The following is a 17,601-nucleotide window of genomic DNA, read 5'->3' as shown; positions in this document are numbered from 1 at the left end:
TTTATAGGGTAGTCAGAATCCGGGCAGGCCTGCATTTTAGCGGCTATCCCCCGTTCGAGGATGTCCATGAGCTCAGGAAAGCTGAAGATTGAATGGGCAGGTCAGTACATGCCAGTACTGGCTGCCATAAAGAAACAGTTCGTCAAGGAAAAACCGTTCGAAGGCATGACCATCGGTATGGCACTCCATGTCGAGGCCAAGACCGCGAACCTTGTCTCAACCCTCGCGGCGGGCGGCGCAGAGGTGCACATCACCGGCTGCAACCCGCTCTCCACGCAGGATGATGTTGCCGAGGCGCTTGGCCGGGTGAAGAACGTTCACTGCTATGCGAAACGTGCCTGCACGGTCGACGAGTACTATGCGGCCATCGACCAGGTGCTGGATGCGAAGCCGGTCATCACCATCGATGACGGGATGGACCTGATTCACTATATCCACACCAAGCGCCGCAACCTGATCAAGAAGGTCATCGGCGGGTGCGAGGAGACCACGACCGGTATCCACCGCCTCAGGGCAATGGCTGCCGAGGGCAAGCTGGAGTTCCCCGTAGTCGCTGTCAACGACACGCCCATGAAGCACTTCTTCGATAATGTCCATGGAACCGGGGAGAGTGTTCTCTCGTCCCTCATGATCACGACCAACACGCTCATCGCCGGGAAATACTTCGTCGTTGCCGGCTACGGCTACTGCGGCCGCGGGCTTGCACGGAAGGCTCACGGGCTTGGTGCAAAAGTCGTAGTCACTGAGATCGATCCCCGCCGTGCCCTTGAAGCGCACATGGACGGGTTCATGGTCATGTCCATGGAGGATGCAGCAGCCATCGGTGACATCTTCGTCACCACGACCGGTAACCTTGGTGTCATTGCGGCAAAGCACTTCAGGAAACTGAAGAACGGTGCCATCCTTGCCAATGCAGGTCACTTCAATGTCGAGATCGACATCGACTGGCTTCGGAAGAATGCCGACAAAGTGATCCAGCGTGACGGCATCGAGACCTTCATGCTCAAGGGAAAAGCCGTCCACGTGCTTGCAGAAGGCCGGCTCGTGAACCTCGCTACCCCCAAGGGCATGGGTCACCCCATAGAAGTCATGGACTTAAGCTTCGGCCTCCAGGCGCTCTGCACCCTTCATATCGCAAAGAACGGGAAGAAGATGAAGGGCGGCGTATATGACGTGCCCAACGAGATCGATGAGCAGGTGGCGAACCTGAAGCTCAGTTCGCTCGGGCTCTCGATCGATTCGATGAGCAAAGAGCAGAAAAAATACAGTTGCAGCTGGGATATCGGGACGTAAATCCCCGGCTCACTTTTTTAGACCAGTCTTCCTGCGTAGAGGTACTCCTGCGCCCACCCGCAGTATCCTCCGAAGTGTTCGCGTGCGAAGGTACGGATCGTATCATACTCCCGGGTGGTCAGCGGTGCCCCGGTGGCAAGTTCCGGCAGGTAGTGCTCCTGCATGATTCGCCGGATCCAGACATCCACGGGGAACGCTTCATACTTCTGGAACGCGAAGAGGAGGATGCAGTCAGCGGCTTTCGGGCCGATACCGTGAAGTTTCATGAGTTCCTTTCGTGCATCCTCATGCGGGAGCCGGCGGATCGTATCCTCCCAGCACTCCACATCGGTGACGGTGCAGGAAGTGCCGTAGACATAGGGCTGGCGGTACCCGAGCCGGCAGACCGTGAGCCCGTCATGCCCTTTGCAGGTGATACATGACGGTTCGGGGAATGTGTAAAAGGTCCCTCCTGCCGATTCAACCGGCTGCCCGAATTGTTCCGCAAGGGATGCAATCCTGCGTCGGATGGTCGGGATGTTGGAGTTTGTTGAGCAGATGTAGGAGATTGTGCACTCCCACGGCGGCTGCCGAACGAGGCGGAGACCTTGGCACTGCGCGATTGCCGTATGGATTACGGGATCGTTATCAATCGAGGCAAGGATGGGAGCCAGGTCCACATCAAGGGAGAAGTAGTGGCGGATGAAGTCCGTGGGGGCGCCGCTGAACCGGAGTTTTTGCCCCTCCTGCCGAATCCGGATTATGTGGCTGTCCACGATGCCCATCCATGTCCCGTCAGGAGCCCGGTCCCACCTGAAAACCTGTCCGCACCCGAGCGTCTGGTCAAGAGAGAATGGCTGGCTCAATGGAAGAGTAATGACCGGCATCTGGTGACTCCTGTCTGGCACTGTGCACAGAGATGTTGGGATGTGTCGTGTTTTAATGCACCGATTGCGGCACAGCGGATGATATGGATTACGTGTCCACAAATATTCTCACAGGAAAAGAGCAGGACTGCCAGCGAAAGAACGAATAGCATTTTAATATATAAATTAATAGTTCTTCATATGGAACTGACAGATACTCTCAGGACATTTATTGAAGAAGGGGCAGACTGGGAACGCAGGCAGACCTCGGTTAAAGGCGTCTCCATCATCCGGCTTCCGGCAACCAAAAACCGCGCCCCCTCCCTTGCCATCGATATCAACCCGGTCGGTGTAAACGGCCTGCCCATGAAGAAGAAGGGCATCATGATCATGAACGCCGCCGAGATGGCAGCGTTCAGGACAACGTTCAACAACGAGAAAGTCGACGGTCTCATCGCCGCGCTTGAGGACGTCCTTCCCGACCGGAAGACCGCGGGGAAGACGGCAAAGTCGGACGTTCTCCAGCTCTGAGACGCATCGGAATCTCCCGTGAAGGAGGGATATCTATAAGGAACCGGATAATCCTCTGCGTTCTTATCACCATCGTCATTGTTGTGCTCACCTCAGGGTGTCTTGGAACAAAGACACCGGTGGTAGTTACAACTCCACCCCCGACACTGGTGCTGGACTACCAGCGCACCGGGGGCATCGCTGGTGTTGACGACCGGCTGGTGATCTTTGATAACGGGGCTGCGCTCATCTCAACGAAATCCGTTAACCGTGAGTTCCAGATAAACCAGTCGGAGATCGAACGAATTCACCGGATCTTCAGCCAGGCTGAATTTGCATCACTGGAAGAGAACTACACCTCCCCCTATAATGGCGCGGATTTTCTGCAGTACAGCATCTCCTACCAGAACAAGACCGTGATGACAGAAGATACGGTCATCCCCTATTCCCTCCAGCCGGTTGTCCGGGAGCTCAATGCGATTGTCACGCAAGGCCTCTCACAAGACCCGGTATCCGGGGTGCTCCCCATAATAAAGAGCTGAACCTTTTGAAATTGGGCACTCATTTTCCTTTTTGGCTTTTTTTCGGATCGGGACGTACAGGAACCATGATTGAAGAAAAGCACCCTCTCTGAAAAGGAGAATGAGTGAATACTGTTATTTCTCGTTATACATGCACGACTGGACATCGTGGCCGAGTTTACCAATGGCATCGGCCCGGCAGCGCTGGCAGTGCCGCATCTGCTTGACGTATTTCCCGCATTCGTCCTGCATCTTTCGCTTCATCTCGGGAGTGGGCGGGGTAATATTGGCAAACTTGTACTGGGCAATGAGCGGGATCAGGTTGAAGGTATAGACACCCATCTCGCCGACCTTCTTTGCAATGGCCGGGATGTGATCCTCATTGATGCCGGGGATATAAACGGTGTTGATCTTGACGATCATGTTGCGCTTCACCGCTTCTTCGATGCCTTTCATCTGCTGGGAGAGGAGGAGTTTTGCCGCTTCAAGCCCTTCGTAGCGCTTGCCTTTGTAATCGACGAACTGGTAGATCTTCGCGCCGATCGCCGGGTCGATGGCGTTAAGGGTTACGGTGATGTTCCCGACATCGTATTTCTGCAGGAGGTCGATCTTATCGGGAAGCAGGAGGCCGTTGGTACTGATGCACTTGATGACATTCGGATACTGTTCGTGAAGCCGCTTCAGGGTCTCGAACGTCTCCTCGTTTGCCAGCGGGTCGCCGGGGCCTGCAATGCCGACGACCTTGATGTAATTGTACTTCTCCACGACTTTCTTGACCATATCCATGGATTCGTCGGGATTGAGCACACGGGTTGTAACACCGGGCCGGCTCTCGTTGACGCAGTCGAAGTCACGGATACAGTAGTTGCACTGGATGTTGCACTTCGGCGCAACCGGGATGTGACAGCGCCCGAAATTGTGGCATGCCTTCTCGGAAAAACAGGGATGCTCCTGGATCTTGCGCATCTGTGCCGGGTCCCACTGGACCTTCCTTCCCTGAACCTCTGCAACTCTCACTTCGTCCGGCATATTGAACACCACTACATTCGTTCTTCGGGTATAAATACCGTGCAATTGTGATACCTGCGACGGGGATATATCGTCTGATGCAGGTTCAGTGGCGGGGAATGCTGAGGGTCCCGGGCAGGCGAGAGACAATTGTATAATGGTTGTGAGATCAAAGTACTGACGACATCATGAAGAAATCTGAGAAAGTGAAGGGGAAAGAGGCGGTTGCTGCCCACCAGAAGAAGATAAAGCAGTACGCCATTGCCATCATCGCTGTCATGGTGGTTGCAGCAGGTATTGCATTTTATTTTTTCAACCCGTATTATGCCAGAACCGGGCAAACGGTATCCATTTATTGCACGGGTTCACTGGATGACGGGACGGTTTTTTACACCAATCTCAATGAGACGCCCATGGTCTTCACCCTTGGGAAGGGCGCCGTGATCCAGGGTCTGGATGATGCCGTGACCGGTATGGCAGTCAACACGACAAAGACCGTGAAGATTCCCATGGCCAAAGCGTTTGGTTCGTACGATGCCTCGCTGGTGCACACGGTGAACCGCTCGACCCTGCCGGCCGATATTAATCCTGTTGTCGGAGAGCGGTACTCGATCACGCGGACCACCGACAATGCGGTTGCTCACGTGAAGATCCTCAATATCACTGCGACAAATGTGACCTGGGACGAGAATCACGAGCTTGCGGGAAAAGACCTGACCTACACGATCACCCTTGTTGGGATCGTGAACTCCTGATCAACAACTCTTTTTTAAAAAGAAGATGGGCTCGGCCGGATTCGAACCGGCGATCTTCGCCGTGTAAGGGCGACGTCATAACCGACTAGACCACGGGCCCCGGTAACTTACTAATGTCGACCTTTGGGATTATTAACATTGTCGCCCTTGTCTAAAAAAAACGGGCGATCATTCCATGCCCTCCCTGACAATGACCCTGCCCCATCATCTCGGGGCGGTCTATAAATTGTCAAATCACGTATCTCCCTTTCATACCATGTCCCGCGTGTCTTTCTTTACCGTATCGGAAAAAGGATTACGTGACAATAACGAAGACTCGTGTTGCGCCGAAAGGATCGGTGATTGCTTTGTTTTCGCTGTAGCAGACGGACTGGGAGGTAATGCCTGTGGGGAGGTTGCAAGCAGCATCGCTATCGCATGTCTGAAAAACGCCGTGAAATTTTATGATGGCGATTTCACAACGATATTACGGGATGCGGTTTCCGACGCGGATGAACAAATCCTCGCGCAGGCTGAAAAATCTCCCGAAAAACAGGGGATGGCAACCACCCTGATCGCCGCGTGTGTTGGCGATGACCTGCATTGCACGATCATAAACGTCGGCGACAGCCGGGCCCACATCATTTCGCAGGATGAGGTAATCACCACAAAAGACCATTCGGTAGTGAATGACCTCGTGGAACTGGGGAAGATTACTCCGGACGAGGCCTGGCAGCATCCCTTATCGCATGTCCTCAGTCAGGCGCTCGGCGATCCGGATGGCGATGTCAAACCCGATTTTTACGAAGTGAATCTCCGGGATACGTTCCTTTTGTTATCGTCCGATGGTATGCATGACTATGTCCGGAAAGAACGGATCTGCGAGATCGTTCGGGCGAATGGAGAGAACATTGAGAAGTCATGCAGGGACCTGGCAGCAGAGGCATTGTCTGCCGGAAGCGAGGATAATATCACGGTTGTACTGGCATACGGGGCAGGTTCTCCTTCATGAGAATTGCAGTGACGAAGCAGCAAGAATAACTATTCCTGTTCATTGCCTCATGTCAGATCTGCCGAAACGGACCTGAATGGTTCCATGGCCGTTTAATCTGAAAAACTAAAAAAAGAGGGAATGACCTTATTCCTTCTTGGGCGGGAGCTTGATATCGAGCCCGTATTTTTCCGCGTTCCGGTCGGCTATTGCCTGGATGTGGGCGAGCTCGGCTTCCTGCAGTTTGGGTTTGAAGAGGTGGCGGAACCGCTTCTGGGTCTTTAAGTATTCCGTGACCGGTTTCCTGACAACCTTCTTGACCTTGGTCACCTTGCCGTCGACCATCTCGAAGTTCGGCCAGAGGCCGGTCTCTATGGCGAGTTTTGCTATGGCAATGGTCTGCTCGCCCTCGAATCCCCATCCTGTGCAGCAGGGTGTATGGACCTGGATATAGCACGGCCCGGGGGTGTTGATGGCTTTCTCGACTTTCTGCATGAAGTCCGTCGGATAGGCAATGGATGCAGTTGCCACATACGGGGCACCGTGTGCGGCAAGGATCGTGGGCATGTCCTTCTTGGGCCGGTTGTTGCCAAACGACTGTGAACCCGCGGGGCTCGTTGTCGTGCTCGCATCGTAGGGCGTTGCACCGGACCGCTGGATGCCGGTGTTCATGTAGGCCTCGTTGTCGTAGCAGATATAGGTGAAATCGTGGCCGCGCTCGAACGCGCCGCTGATACAGATCATACCGATATCGAACGTTGCCCCGTCACCGGCCATGATGACGATCTTCTCCTTGCGCCCCTGCCGTTTCAGCGATGCCTCGATACCCGAGGCCACCGCAGAGGCGTTCTCGAAGAGCGAGTGGATCCACGGGACCTTCCACGCAGTCTCCGGGTAGGGCGTGGAGAAGACTTCCATGCACCCGGTCGCGGAGACGACGATGGTATTCGGACCGGCAGCCTTTGTTACGAGGCGTGCTGCGAGTGACGCACCGCAGCCCCCGCAGGCGCGGTGGCCGGCATCGAAGAGCTCGCAGGCCTTGCATTTCTCTGCCATGATCAGAGCACCTCCTTTCGCAGGCCATAGAACTGGTCGCCCTTCCCCTTCTCGGCCAGTGCAACGATCTCCCTGATGTCCTTCTTTCTCACATCCCTTCCCCCAAGGCCGAGGATATAGTTCCATACGGGAATGGTGGAGCCGTAGAGGGCATCCTTCACTTCAAGGGCAGTTGCGCCTTTTGCCCCGAGCGAGATGTTCTTGTCCAGCACAACGATGCGTTTTACCTGTGCTGCCCCCTTGATGAACTTCGCTACATCATCCGAGGGGAACGGGCGGAAGACACGGATCCTCAGGAGCCCGACTTTCTTCCCGTCGGCCCGCATATCGTCGATTGCATCCTTGACCGTGCCGCAGATCGATCCCATCCCGACGATGACGGTCTCGGCATCTTCCAGTTTATACCCTTCGACCATTGCACTGTAGTCCCTGCCGAAGAGCGCTGCGAACTCCTTGCCCGCCTTTGCGATGACATTTTTTGCATCCTTGAGAGCCTTGTCGTGCTCGTACCGGAACTCAAGATAGTATTCGGGGGTTGCATACATGCCGAAACTGATCGGGTCGGCCGCATCCAGCCGTTCGAGGGGATGGAACGCTGGCAGGTATTTGTCAACATCTGCCTGGGTCAGCATCTCGACCGGTTCGTAGGTGTGGGAGAGGATGAACCCGTCGAAGCAGACGAACGCGGGGAGGAGAACCTTGTTATCCTAGGCAACGCGGTAAGCGATGTAGTGGAGGTCGGTTGCTTCCTGGTTGTCTTCAGCATAGAACTGGAGCCAGCCTGCATCACGGAGCGAGATGGAGTCCTGCATGTCGTTCCAGATCGAGAGAGGCGCACCCAGCGCACGGTTCGCGATGGACATGACGATCGGCAGGCGCATACCGGCCGCGTTGAAGCAGACCTCGAACATGAGGGCAAGCCCCTGCGAGGTTGTGGCGGAGTAGGTTCGTGAGCCCGCTGCACTGGCACCGACACAGGCAGATAGTGCGGAGAATTCGTTCTCCACATTGATGTAATCGGCATCAAGTTTGCCGTTGGCGACAAAATCCGCCAGCGCCTCGACGATATGGGTCTGGGGGGTGATCGGGTAGGCAGAGACCACCTGCGGGCGGCAGAGCCGGACTGCCTCTGCGACCGCGTGTGAGCCCTCGGTAATTTCCATCATCTACTTCTCCTCCTTTTTCATGGCAATTGCCTCTTTCGGGCATTCCGCTGCGCAGATCCCGCATCCCTTGCAGTAGTCATAATCGGGAATGAACGTGCCTTCTGCATCCTCGTTGATACAGCCCTCGGGACAGAGGGTCTGGCACATCCCGCACTTCGAGCATTTCTCATGGTCGAAGACGGGCTTGAAGACACGCCATGAACCGGTCTTGTTGTCCCGTGAATTTCCGGGTCGTGCCCGGCAGCCTACGGCAAGCGCCATTATGCTGCCCCCTTCACGAAGTCGAACGCGGTCTTTGCCGCGGCAATGTTCTTGGTTGCCATTTCTCCGGGGAACCGGTGTTTCAGCGCATTCTCGAGTGCGCCAAACTGGATCTCCCCGGTTGCTGCCGCAAAGGCTCCCATGAGGGTTGTGTTGGTGATCGGGAGCCCGAGTGTCTTGAGAGCAATGGATGTTGCATCGATCGTGATCAGCTTAACGCCTTCGGGTACCTTGAAGTCCGGCTTCTTCTCCGTATTGACAATGACGATGCCGCCCTTCTTGACCCCTAAAAAGACGTTAACGTCATGGATCAGGGTGCTGTCCTGCACGATGATGTAATCGGGTTCGTAGATCTGGCCGCGGAGCCGGATCTTTTTATCATTGAACCGAACAAAGGCCTGTACCGGGGCCCCCCGCCGCTCGACACCGAATGCCGGAAAGGCCTGGGAGTAAACGCCGCCTTCGAACGCGGCGACAGCAATGAGTTCAGCAGCAGTGACCGACCCCTGGCCACCCCTGCCGTGGATGCGAAGTTCTCTCAAGGAAATCCCTTTTTTGTTTTACATGATAAGGAACAACCGGCAGTGTAAATTATCATGACTTTACACGCGGCAGTCATCTGGCTCTACCCGCAATTATTGCGCATTATAGTGGGAATTTAACACTATTAATGATGTTGATCTTATTTTCACGTCGATTAATGATACCTAAAAAATAATAATCCCTATCCGCAGTGCAATCAGGTTTTCGCGTGAGCCGTGAACTGGCAAATTACATTGAGGGGGGGTCTGTGCCATACCCCCTCCCCCTTTTGCGTTTCAAATCGATCATACCCCCCCTGCATGGGGGTGGGGGGGTATCCGGTATACCCCTCCCCCCTTTTGGCCGGATCATACCCCCCTGATCAGTTTTGAGTAAGTCACAATAACGGCCATTCCGCCGGAACCCTGCCCTGGGTAGTGATGCAAAAACGCGTGCAATAATGCGTACATCCCAGTTTTGAGGAGGGGGGTATCCATGAGACCCCCCCACCCCATTGCGTTTCAAATCGATCATACCCCCCCACCATGGGGCAGGGGGGGTGTCCGGTATACCCCCTGTCGGGCCGGAACCTGCGTGAAAAAAGAACGTGCCGGACATTTGTCAGGATGGGGTTTTACGTCGGGAATTGGGTGCGTGGGGGGGGACTGTGATGGGGACTGCATGGGAGGGGGGTATCCGGCATACCCCCCCTTCAATTGGATTTCAAAACGCAGAAACCCCCCGGTTACCGGTTTTCGTGAATTATGGACGATGTCGATGATGTTAAAACGAAAACAGGATTAAAGATCCGTTTCGATCCCCAGGATCTCGCGACGACCTGAAAATACATCCTTTGCAATCCGTGCACAGCCGCGGGAGGCGCACCATTCATCGTATACTGCTGCTTTTGAGCCCAGGAGCGATTCGACTTCCGGTGCAACAATGGGTGCAAGGCTGCCGGCCAGGGCTACCGGAGCATGAGGATTCAGGAGACGCATTGCTGCGCATTCCATGGCAGCGAACATGGCAACCGTGCGCATGCGCTCGGGTTCGGGCACGGAGAAGTTCACGCCCGCATGCTGGAATGCATCGTTGGCAGTGCATGTCCCTTCGTCTACCCTCCGGATCGCGTCAACGTCAAGGGCGCCGTGGAGCGTGCCCGGGGCAAAGATGCAGGCATCGAATGCGCCGACCAGTTTCCCCCCCGTGACAAGCAGGGTGACGGTGTTGGAGCTGATATCGGAAATGATCGCATCGTTCCCGAGATCATGGCAGACCTCGTAGGCAATACCGATCTTCTCGGGGCTTGTCTGGTGGGAGTAAGCCTTGAACCGGGGATCGGTGGGGGATCCCCGGTGGAGTCCCGGAATAGCGATCGCGGGAATGCCGCTTGCAGCTACCTCATCAAAGACCCGGGTTCCGCCACCGATATGCTTGCCGGCACCTTCGCGGCTGACAAGCCCCCGGTTCCGGATTTTTCCGGTACGGGTGATCTTCGAGAAGTTGTCGCCCATCGAGTAACAGACCGCGATACCCTCGATCTCGTCAACGGGACAGATATGGGAAAGGTCGGCAATATGGAAGTCCTTTGCGGCCTCGCGCGAGAGCTTGAATTCGCGGCCCTCACCGGCGAACCGCATGGCGCTTGTGCCGTGATCAATCCCTATGAACATAGCAGTAATCCTATAGCATGGATGACATAATAGGTATTGATGTTTGATGTCGTGACAGGCGGTGCCGGGTTCATCGGCTCGCACGTGGTGGATGCCCTCGTGGCGCGGGGCGACAGCGTTGTTGTTATTGACTCCCTTGTTGCAGGGCACGAGGAGACGATTGCCGGCCATATCAGGTCCGGAAAGGCGCGGCTCGTAAAGGCAGACCTCCTTGGTGACGGCTGGCAGGACTCCCTCAAAGGAGCAGACCGGGTGTACCACCTTGCCGCTGACCCGGATGTCCGCCAGAGCGCGATGACGCCGGACCCGACATTCCGGAACAATATCGTTGCCACGTATCGTGTGCTCAAGGCCATGCGGGCGCATGCCGTGCCGGAACTGGTCTTCACGTCAACCTCGACAGTATACGGGAATGCCACGGTTATCCCGACCCCCGAGACCTATGCGCCGTTCGAGCCGGTCTCGGTCTACGGCGCCAGCAAGCTTGCCTGCGAGGCGCTCATCTCGGCATACTGTCACTCGTTTGAGATGCGGTCCTGGCAGTTCCGGTTCGCCAATATCATCGGCTCGCGCAGCGGCCACGGCGTTATCACGGATTTTATCAGGAAACTCAAGGAAAACCCCGGGGAACTGGAGATCCTTGGCAACGGGAAGCAGACCAAGTCGTACCTCGAGGTCCATGAATGTATCCGGGCCGTGGAGTTTGTCATTGCCCACACAAAGCAGCCGGTGAACACCTTCAATATCGGCTCCGAGGACTGGATCGATGTGGTGGCCATTGCGGATATCGTAACGGAAGCAATGGGCCTGAAGAAGGTAACCTACCGGTTCACCGGCGGGGAACTGGGCTGGGTTGGCGATGTGCCGAAGATGCAGCTCTCGATCGGGAAACTCAAGGGGCTGGGCTGGAACCCGGAGCGGGGTTCCCGCGAGAGTGTCAGGATCGCGGCACAGGCTGCTGTCCAGGGGCAATAACATGAAGTATATCATTGTCCTTGGTGATGGGATGGCGGACGAGCCGATCGCATCACTTGAGGGAAAGACGCCCCTCGAATACGCAAAGACCCCCAACCTGGACCGGATGGCCCGCGAGGGTGCCTGCGGGAGGCTGCGGACGGTCCCTGACGGTTTTGAGGCCGGCAGCGATATTGCCAACATGTCGGTTCTCGGGTATGCCCCGGAGAAGTATTATACCGGTCGCGGCCCGCTCGAAGCATTGAGCATGGGTATAGATCTTTCCCCCGGGGATGTCGCCTACCGCTGCAATCTTGTGGATGTGGAAAATGAGACGATGGCCGATTTCTCCGCCGGCCACATCTCAAGCGGGGAGGGAAAGGATCTCTTTGCCGCGCTCCAGCCAGCGATCCCTGAAGTGATGGTCCAGGCAGGTGTCAGCTACCGTAACCTGCTGGTTGTCCATGGCGGCCACGGGTCCACCTCCACGCCCCCGCACGATATTGTCGGGCAGGGAATTGCCGGGTACCTTCCGAAAGGGAAGGATGCGGAGCTGCTCCTGCGGTGCATGGAGAAGAGCAGGAGTGTGTTCGCCCACCACCCGGTGAACAAGGCCCGTGCCGCTGCCGGTAAACGTCCGGCAACCCAGATATGGCCGTGGAGCGGGGGGAAGAAGCCGGCGTTTCCCCTGTTTGCGGATAAGTACGGGAAGAAGGGCGGGATGATCTCGGCAGTGGACCTCCTCAACGGCATTGCCCGCTGTGCCGGCATGGAGGTCATCACGGTACCGGGTGCTACCGGCTATCTCGATACGGACTATGCGGCAAAGGCACGGTACGCGCTGGATGCTATCAAGCGGCTGGACTTTGTCTATGTCCACATCGAGGCGCCGGACGAGGCAGGCCACATGGGGAGTATTGAGGAGAAGGTGAAGGCGATCGAGAAGGTCGATGAAGTCGTGGGCACGATCCTCAACGGATTCGATGGTGTTGTTGCTGTGTTACCAGACCACCCGACGCCGATCCGCGCCAAGACCCATACCCGCGACCCGGTACCGTTCGTTGTCCGTGGCAAAGGAACGGATAATACGCAGGTATTTTCAGAGAAGGCTGCACGCACAGGAGGTCTCGGGATGAAAAACGCGGTGGATTTCCTCGACTTCCTCTTTTCATGAGCAGTGCGGCATCAGATCCCGTGCGTCATCATGAATCAGTGGGGGTAACTTTCATCATCTGCCGGCACAAGGCTCGTTTTTTGTTTCGTGTGCAGGGCGATATAGGTTTGTCCGCACCACAAAACACTTTTTGTAAAAAACCCAACTTCACGGGGACAATAATCAATGCAGTTAATACCCCCCGCGTAGAGGTGTAGTAAGATGAAAAAGAACCTGCTGATGTGGGACGAGACGCTGTTCCGGGACCCCGAGGTCCTGGAGATCGATTACGTTCCCGAGCAGTTCGAGTTCCGCGACGACCAGATGCGGGAACTGGCGTTCCAGATCAAACCCGGGATCCGTGGCGGCAGGCCCATGAACAGTGTCTGCAAGGGTCTCCCCGGTACGGGAAAGACCACGAGCATCCGGAAGCTCTTCCAGGAGATCGAAGAGACGACCAAGAAACTCGTGCCGGTGTACATCAACTGCCAGATCGACAACACGAAATTTGCCATCATCTCCCAGATCTACAAGAAACTTGTCGGGCACCTCCCCCCGTCCTCTGGCACTTCGTTCAAACAGGTTTTCGACGCAGTTGCCCGGCATCTGGTGAAGGAGGAGATTGTCCTCCTTGTTGCACTCGACGATGCAAACTACCTTCTCTATGAGAACGAGATCAACAAGGTGCTCTACACGCTGCTCCGCTCGCACGAGACGTACGAGGGCACCCGGATCGGCGTGATCGTCATCATCAGTGACATGGACGTGGATCTCTCCCGTGCGGTTGACGCCAGGGTTGCATCGGTCTTCCGCCCGACCGACATTTACTTCCCCCCCTATGGGACTGCAGAGGTGCGGGAGATCATGCAGGCCCGCGTGATGCAGGGCTTGTTCTCCGGCGTCCTGTCTGATGAATTACTGGACCTCGTCGTGGAACAGACGCTGGCAAGCGGAGACCTCCGGGTGGGTATCGACCTTCTCAAGCGTGCCACGCTCTCGGCAGAGCGGGCGGCCCGGCGCAGTATCGACCGGGAGGATATCTGCGGTGCCTACGAGATCTCCCGGTATCTCCATCTGTCTTATACGGTCAAGACCCTCAAGGGTGAGGAGCGGCAGATCCTCAAATCGATCGCGGAGCAGAGCACAAAGGAGCAGGAGATGAACGCCGGGGACGTGCATAAGGCACTCCCCCCATCGCTCTCCATCGGCTACACCCGGTTCTACGAGATCGTCAAAAAACTGGATGCCATGCGCCTCATCAATTTACAGTACCGCGAAGGCAAGGGACGGACGCGGATCATCACCCTCCGTTACGACCCGGCCAGGGTGCTCGAATATCTCACCTGAAATTTTTTGCCGGTGACGGTAACGGGTTTGAAAAATATTATCTATTCCCAGACCCTTGGTAATAATACAGGGGTTTTCTCTAATGCTGAGTGTTAACGAACTGGCACTGGAAATTTTTGACAATCTGGCAGATCTTGCCGAGGAATTCAACTGCGCATACCACGAACTGGATAATGGCGCACGTATTGTTGATTGTGGTGTGAGTGTACGCGGCGGTTATGCTGCCGGCAGGGCATTCACCGAGATCTGCATGGGCGGACTTGGGGAAGTTAACTTCCGGAATGGAGAGATCAAGGGCGTCCCGATGCCGTTCATCGACGTCAACACGGATTTCCCGTCCATCTCCTGCCTTGGCTCACAGAAGGCAGGCTGGACCGTGAAGGTCGGCAACTATTTTGCAATGGGCAGCGGCCCGGCCCGGGCTCTCTCGCTCAAGCCGAAGCACACCTTCGAGGTCATCGAGTACGAGGATGACTATGACTGTGCCGTCATCTGTCTTGAGAGCGACCACCTCCCCAATGCAGAAGTCATGAATAAGATCGCCGAGGAGTGCCATATCGATGTGGCAAATGTCTGTGCTGTTGTTGCACCGACGTCCTCCATGGTTGGTTCAATCCAGGTCTCGGGACGCTGCGTTGAGACGGCAATCTACAAGCTCAACGAGCTCGGGTTCGATACCCGGAAGATCATTGCCGCGATGGGAAGCGCACCCGTTCCACCGGTTCGCGGAGCCAAGCTTGCAATGGGTGTCACAAATGACGCCACCATCTATTATGGCAGGATCTCCCTGACCATGAAGGCACCCGAGATCAAGGACTACCTTGACAAGATCCCGAGCAACAAGTCCAAGGGCTATGGGAAACCATTCAACGATATCTTCAAGGAAGCCGGTTATGATTTCTACAAGATCGACACGTCGCTCTTCTCCCCCGCGGAAGTTACCATCAACGAGCTTACCGACGGTGCTGTCTATCACGTTGGTGCGGTCAATCCCGATGTTGTCATGAAGTCATTCGGATACCAGTAATTTTTTTATATTTTTTCTTTCCCGAAGTTGTGGTTCTTTTTTTACAGGCACTGATTCCTGCAGATAGTACGCTGTGAGTGTATTGTTTCGATATTCCCTGCCATCTGGTTGAACGGGAGCAGTGAGAATCCCGGGGGCTGAACGATCTGTAAAAAGGAGTGTTATTGCTGATTTTTAACGAGCCGGATCAGGTTCTCCCGGCCCTTCTTCACTTTCTGGATGATTCCCCGGTGGTGGAGTTCGTTGAGGGTGGTGCTCACGGATGATTTGGGCATGCCCAGTTCCCTGACAATCTCCGACTGGAACTGTTCGCCGTTATGGGCAACAAGCACCTGGAGGATCTTCTCCTCAAGGCTCTCGAGGTCGGCCTTCGAAAGCGGGGCTGCAGGCCCTTCGGGGGCATCCGGTTCCCCCGGTGCAGTATCCTCTGCGGGATCTGCCTTTCTCCTCCGGAGAAGCACGATCCCGACAATGGCGAAGATCAGGATGAGCAATCCGACACCTATACAAGGCAGGATCGGGAAGGAGGATCTGTTCAGGGTGACCGACGGCTGCCCGGGCCCCAGGGAACGCAGGCCATACCAGGTCAGGCCATCGCTGCCTGTCCGGTCGGGTGCCGGGGTGACCGAGGTTATCGCGAATCCCGTCGGGTACCGGATGATGAGGGTAGTGTCCCGTGCAAGGTACATTCCGCCGACAAATGCGTCGCCGATGGTGAGTTCTTCCCCGTTAACCCCGGCGAAGTTCGTCCAGGAGAACGTGTAGGTCACAACCCCGAACCTGCCGGTGGGGGAGGTCTGGACAAGGGCATTGCCGGTGAAGTCCTTTGTCGTCATCTCACGGGACGTCCCAAGGGCGGCCTGTGCAACGGAGTGCTGCATCAGGTCCTCAAGTTCCGGCAGGTAAACGCTGTTCATGCCAGAAGAGTAGTTCTCAAAAGCAGTCATATCAGCTTCTGTCAGGAGTGGCGTGCGGTACTCTATCTTCCAGAGTGCCGTGCCGTCGCCTGTTACGGCGATTGTATAGGTTGTTGAATAGTCCGTGTCGGACGCTGCCTGTGCGGTTGGCAGGAGGCAGAGCAGAATGAGTGCTACAATAACAGATATCCTAATTCCTGACGGGCGCTTCATGACACACCTGTTGCTGATCAGTATCATGTCTGGTACAAAAAAATGTTACCGGCTTGGATCTTCCCGGTATCTCCGCTTCATGTAGAATGGCAGGGATTACCTGCCAGACGACCTCGTATCCCCAGTGTTCACCTTGTTACTGGCGCCGCTGGTTCCCTTCCCGGCATTCTGGTTATTGGTATTGCCGGGTTGGTTCACGATGGTATTGTTCCGGTTTGCATTGTTGGTAATGCTATTCTGATTGTTGTTGGTATTCCCGTTCTGGGTAGTGCCTGCATTCCCTGTATTCTTCCCGTTACTACCCTGCTGTTTCTCACTCTGGCCGGGAATGAGATTCTCCTGCGTACTGTTACCCTGCTTCTGGCGCTGGTCCTGGACAGTAAGGTTTGTATCATGCCCGTTCCTGTTCATAGTTCCCAACCCCTGGGTCTGGTTCATGTCGGACGGGAGTTCCCAGCTATTGTTTCCGGGGCCCCTGTTCCATGACTGGTTTTTGTCCATGACCGTTGTCATATTGCCGGAAGATACGTCTGTGAGGTTCTCTCGTTCCTGTTGACGGACCTTCTGGTGGTTCTCTATTTTGTTTGCAAACTTCTGTTCCAGTTCTACACTATTGTTGTATGCCCGTTCAAGTCCCTTGTTGTCCGGATGGGATTGGAGAAGATCCTCAAGCACCTGCTGGTGTCTGGCGATCATTTCCTGCGCATGCCGCAGGCCGGTATCGTTCACACCCTGTAGATCTCCGGTACCGTTGAGCGACATGGGTTCAAGAGCCGCTTCAGTCTGGTTCATCTTCAACCAGTACTGCTCAAGTGCAATATCCGCGGCACCCATTACATTATCTCTGAGTCCGTTTTGGACTTCAGCAAGCCTGATGCCTGCATGGCTGACCTGTTTCTCCAGTTTCTCGCTCTGGTTGAACGTGAACGACTCATCAAGGTTTTCAAAAGCGATCCTGATGCCGTACAGTGCATTGCCCGGACCCAGGGGTCCGTAGGAGTATGAGCTGTTATCTCCGTCCTGTGTTCCAGTTGAAACGGCCGGTGCTGCTGCGGCGATACCCACCCCGCCAAGCATGGCCAGCGCCACCAGGCTGAATAGAATGTTGAATCTTGTCTTCATCATCGGTTCTCCGTATCGTATTTTCATGGTCGGCTCTGTTTTGCCGTAATGCCTGTTGGAAATGCGTTGCATTAAGGGTCGCGAGTGTTCGGGTGGATTCCGGTTGTTCAGGTTCGTATGAAATGGCAAGGAACGGTTCAGGATCGTTCAAATTTCAAATCAGGGTGTGATTTGAACGTTTTACAATCTGCGATTTTCTTTGGGAATTAAGCAAAAGGAACGGGTCCGTATGCGGCAGGGCGCGGAAACACTGCATTACCGACTGATACGATCTATCCTGCCGGGATT

The 17,601-nt window shown here is 55.5% G+C and carries 17 protein-coding genes, 1 tRNA gene and 1 pseudogene; 9 read left to right on the top strand and 10 right to left on the bottom strand.

The window, feature by feature from the left end:
- Positions 1 to 66 precede the first annotated feature (66 nt).
- Positions 67 to 1,293 carry an adenosylhomocysteinase gene (locus tag LUQ43_RS06560; RefSeq protein WP_299965367.1) on the top strand — a complete coding sequence of 409 codons (1,227 nt, stop codon included), beginning with the start codon at positions 67 to 69 and terminating at the stop codon, positions 1,291 to 1,293.
- Positions 1,294 to 1,310: 17 nt separating this feature from the next.
- Here LUQ43_RS06560 and LUQ43_RS06555 read toward each other — a convergent pair whose 3' ends face one another.
- Complete coding sequence (locus LUQ43_RS06555) at positions 1,311 to 2,159, bottom strand: DNA glycosylase (protein ID WP_299965365.1); 849 nt, start codon at positions 2,157 to 2,159, stop codon at positions 1,311 to 1,313.
- A 180-nt stretch (positions 2,160 to 2,339) separates the two neighbouring features.
- Between LUQ43_RS06555 and LUQ43_RS06550 the strand changes: the two genes are divergently transcribed.
- A complete protein-coding gene (locus LUQ43_RS06550; RefSeq protein ID WP_299965363.1) occupies positions 2,340 to 2,669 on the top strand; it encodes a hypothetical protein in 330 nt (109 codons plus the stop codon).
- 83 nt (positions 2,670 to 2,752) lie between these two features.
- Positions 2,753 to 3,190 (top strand): hypothetical protein, encoded by a 438-nt coding sequence (locus LUQ43_RS06545; protein WP_299965360.1) that lies wholly within the window; start codon positions 2,753 to 2,755, stop codon positions 3,188 to 3,190.
- Between the two features lie 114 nt (positions 3,191 to 3,304).
- On the opposite strand, the gene nifB is transcribed toward LUQ43_RS06545, so the two are convergent.
- A complete protein-coding gene (nifB, locus tag LUQ43_RS06540; protein ID WP_299965358.1) occupies positions 3,305 to 4,198 on the bottom strand; it encodes a nitrogenase cofactor biosynthesis protein NifB in 894 nt (297 codons plus the stop codon).
- 167 nt (positions 4,199 to 4,365) lie between these two features.
- Between nifB and LUQ43_RS06535 the strand changes: the two genes are divergently transcribed.
- Positions 4,366 to 4,932 carry an FKBP-type peptidyl-prolyl cis-trans isomerase gene (locus LUQ43_RS06535; protein WP_299965356.1) on the top strand — a complete coding sequence of 189 codons (567 nt, stop codon included), beginning with the start codon at positions 4,366 to 4,368 and terminating at the stop codon, positions 4,930 to 4,932.
- A gap of 26 nt (positions 4,933 to 4,958) precedes the next feature.
- Here LUQ43_RS06535 and LUQ43_RS06530 read toward each other — a convergent pair.
- Positions 4,959 to 5,032 (bottom strand) — tRNA-Val (locus LUQ43_RS06530).
- Between the two features lie 156 nt (positions 5,033 to 5,188).
- On the opposite strand from LUQ43_RS06530, the gene LUQ43_RS06525 reads away from it, so the two are divergent.
- Complete coding sequence (locus LUQ43_RS06525) at positions 5,189 to 5,923, top strand: PP2C family serine/threonine-protein phosphatase (protein WP_299965353.1); 735 nt, start codon at positions 5,189 to 5,191, stop codon at positions 5,921 to 5,923.
- Positions 5,924 to 6,049: 126 nt separating this feature from the next.
- On the opposite strand, the gene porB is transcribed toward LUQ43_RS06525, so the two are convergent.
- The 5 genes and pseudogenes from porB to LUQ43_RS06500 form a co-directional block, all read right to left on the bottom strand.
- A complete protein-coding gene (gene porB, locus LUQ43_RS06520; RefSeq protein WP_299965351.1) occupies positions 6,050 to 6,958 on the bottom strand; it encodes a pyruvate synthase subunit PorB in 909 nt (302 codons plus the stop codon).
- Between the two features lie 2 nt (positions 6,959 to 6,960).
- Positions 6,961 to 8,124, bottom strand: a pseudogene (gene porA, locus LUQ43_RS06515) (pyruvate ferredoxin oxidoreductase).
- Positions 8,125 to 8,385, bottom strand: coding sequence for a pyruvate synthase subunit PorD (gene porD / locus LUQ43_RS06510; RefSeq protein WP_299965349.1), 261 nt, complete (start codon positions 8,383 to 8,385; stop codon positions 8,125 to 8,127).
- Positions 8,385 to 8,927: a pyruvate ferredoxin oxidoreductase subunit gamma gene (locus LUQ43_RS06505; RefSeq protein ID WP_299965347.1), complete on the bottom strand. Its 543-nt coding sequence runs from the start codon at positions 8,925 to 8,927 to the stop codon at positions 8,385 to 8,387. The genes porD and LUQ43_RS06505 overlap by 1 nt, the downstream gene beginning before the upstream one ends.
- Positions 8,928 to 9,707: 780 nt before the next feature.
- On the bottom strand, positions 9,708 to 10,580 hold the full coding sequence (locus LUQ43_RS06500; protein ID WP_299965345.1) for a methanogenesis marker 12 protein: 873 nt from the start codon (positions 10,578 to 10,580) through the stop codon (positions 9,708 to 9,710).
- A gap of 39 nt (positions 10,581 to 10,619) precedes the next feature.
- Between LUQ43_RS06500 and LUQ43_RS06495 the strand changes: the two genes are divergently transcribed.
- The 4 genes from LUQ43_RS06495 (at position 10,620) to mch (ending at position 15,061) form a co-directional block, all read left to right on the top strand.
- Positions 10,620 to 11,555: an NAD-dependent epimerase/dehydratase family protein gene (locus tag LUQ43_RS06495; RefSeq protein WP_299965342.1), complete on the top strand. Its 936-nt coding sequence runs from the start codon at positions 10,620 to 10,622 to the stop codon at positions 11,553 to 11,555.
- Position 11,556: 1 nt separating this feature from the next.
- Positions 11,557 to 12,708, top strand: a complete 1,152-nt coding sequence (locus tag LUQ43_RS06490) for a cofactor-independent phosphoglycerate mutase (RefSeq protein ID WP_299965339.1) — start codon at positions 11,557 to 11,559, stop codon at positions 12,706 to 12,708.
- 201 nt (positions 12,709 to 12,909) lie between these two features.
- Positions 12,910 to 14,034, top strand: a complete 1,125-nt coding sequence (locus LUQ43_RS06485; RefSeq protein WP_299965337.1) for an ORC1-type DNA replication protein — start codon at positions 12,910 to 12,912, stop codon at positions 14,032 to 14,034.
- 82 nt (positions 14,035 to 14,116) lie between these two features.
- Complete coding sequence (mch, locus tag LUQ43_RS06480; RefSeq protein WP_299965335.1) at positions 14,117 to 15,061, top strand: methenyltetrahydromethanopterin cyclohydrolase; 945 nt, start codon at positions 14,117 to 14,119, stop codon at positions 15,059 to 15,061.
- A 161-nt stretch (positions 15,062 to 15,222) separates the two neighbouring features.
- Here the strand turns inward: mch and LUQ43_RS06475 are convergent, their stop codons facing one another.
- Positions 15,223 to 16,218, bottom strand: a complete 996-nt coding sequence (locus LUQ43_RS06475) for a helix-turn-helix domain-containing protein (RefSeq protein ID WP_299965332.1) — start codon at positions 16,216 to 16,218, stop codon at positions 15,223 to 15,225.
- 69 nt (positions 16,219 to 16,287) lie between these two features.
- A complete protein-coding gene (locus tag LUQ43_RS06470; protein WP_299965330.1) occupies positions 16,288 to 17,316 on the bottom strand; it encodes a DUF5667 domain-containing protein in 1,029 nt (342 codons plus the stop codon).
- Positions 17,317 to 17,601 lie beyond the last annotated feature (285 nt).

It is taken from the genome of Methanoregula sp. (genome assembly GCF_028679125.1).
Lineage (GTDB): Archaea > Halobacteriota > Methanomicrobia > Methanomicrobiales > Methanospirillaceae > Methanoregula.
This window is presented reverse-complemented; position numbering and strand designations above follow the sequence as displayed.

Bases quoted from the DNA above. Each gene is read 5' to 3' on its own strand.
- LUQ43_RS06560 (WP_299965367.1), top strand. From the start codon at position 67: ATGAGCTCAGGAAAGCTGAAGATTGAATGGGCAGGTCAGTACATGCCA.
- LUQ43_RS06555 (WP_299965365.1), bottom strand. From the start codon at position 2,159: ATGCCGGTCATTACTCTTCCATTGAGCCAGCCATTCTCTCTTGACCAG.
- LUQ43_RS06550 (WP_299965363.1), top strand. From the start codon at position 2,340: ATGGAACTGACAGATACTCTCAGGACATTTATTGAAGAAGGGGCAGAC.
- nifB (WP_299965358.1), bottom strand. From the start codon at position 4,198: ATGCCGGACGAAGTGAGAGTTGCAGAGGTTCAGGGAAGGAAGGTCCAG.
- LUQ43_RS06535 (WP_299965356.1), top strand. From the start codon at position 4,366: ATGAAGAAATCTGAGAAAGTGAAGGGGAAAGAGGCGGTTGCTGCCCAC.
- LUQ43_RS06525 (WP_299965353.1), top strand. From the start codon at position 5,189: ATGTCCCGCGTGTCTTTCTTTACCGTATCGGAAAAAGGATTACGTGAC.
- porB (WP_299965351.1), bottom strand. From the start codon at position 6,958: ATGGCAGAGAAATGCAAGGCCTGCGAGCTCTTCGATGCCGGCCACCGC.
- porD (WP_299965349.1), bottom strand. From the start codon at position 8,385: ATGGCGCTTGCCGTAGGCTGCCGGGCACGACCCGGAAATTCACGGGAC.
- LUQ43_RS06500 (WP_299965345.1), bottom strand. From the start codon at position 10,580: ATGTTCATAGGGATTGATCACGGCACAAGCGCCATGCGGTTCGCCGGT.
- LUQ43_RS06495 (WP_299965342.1), top strand. From the start codon at position 10,620: ATGTTTGATGTCGTGACAGGCGGTGCCGGGTTCATCGGCTCGCACGTG.
- LUQ43_RS06490 (WP_299965339.1), top strand. From the start codon at position 11,557: ATGAAGTATATCATTGTCCTTGGTGATGGGATGGCGGACGAGCCGATC.
- LUQ43_RS06485 (WP_299965337.1), top strand. From the start codon at position 12,910: ATGAAAAAGAACCTGCTGATGTGGGACGAGACGCTGTTCCGGGACCCC.
- mch (WP_299965335.1), top strand. From the start codon at position 14,117: ATGCTGAGTGTTAACGAACTGGCACTGGAAATTTTTGACAATCTGGCA.
- LUQ43_RS06475 (WP_299965332.1), bottom strand. From the start codon at position 16,218: ATGATACTGATCAGCAACAGGTGTGTCATGAAGCGCCCGTCAGGAATT.
- LUQ43_RS06470 (WP_299965330.1), bottom strand. From the start codon at position 17,316: ATGATGAAGACAAGATTCAACATTCTATTCAGCCTGGTGGCGCTGGCC.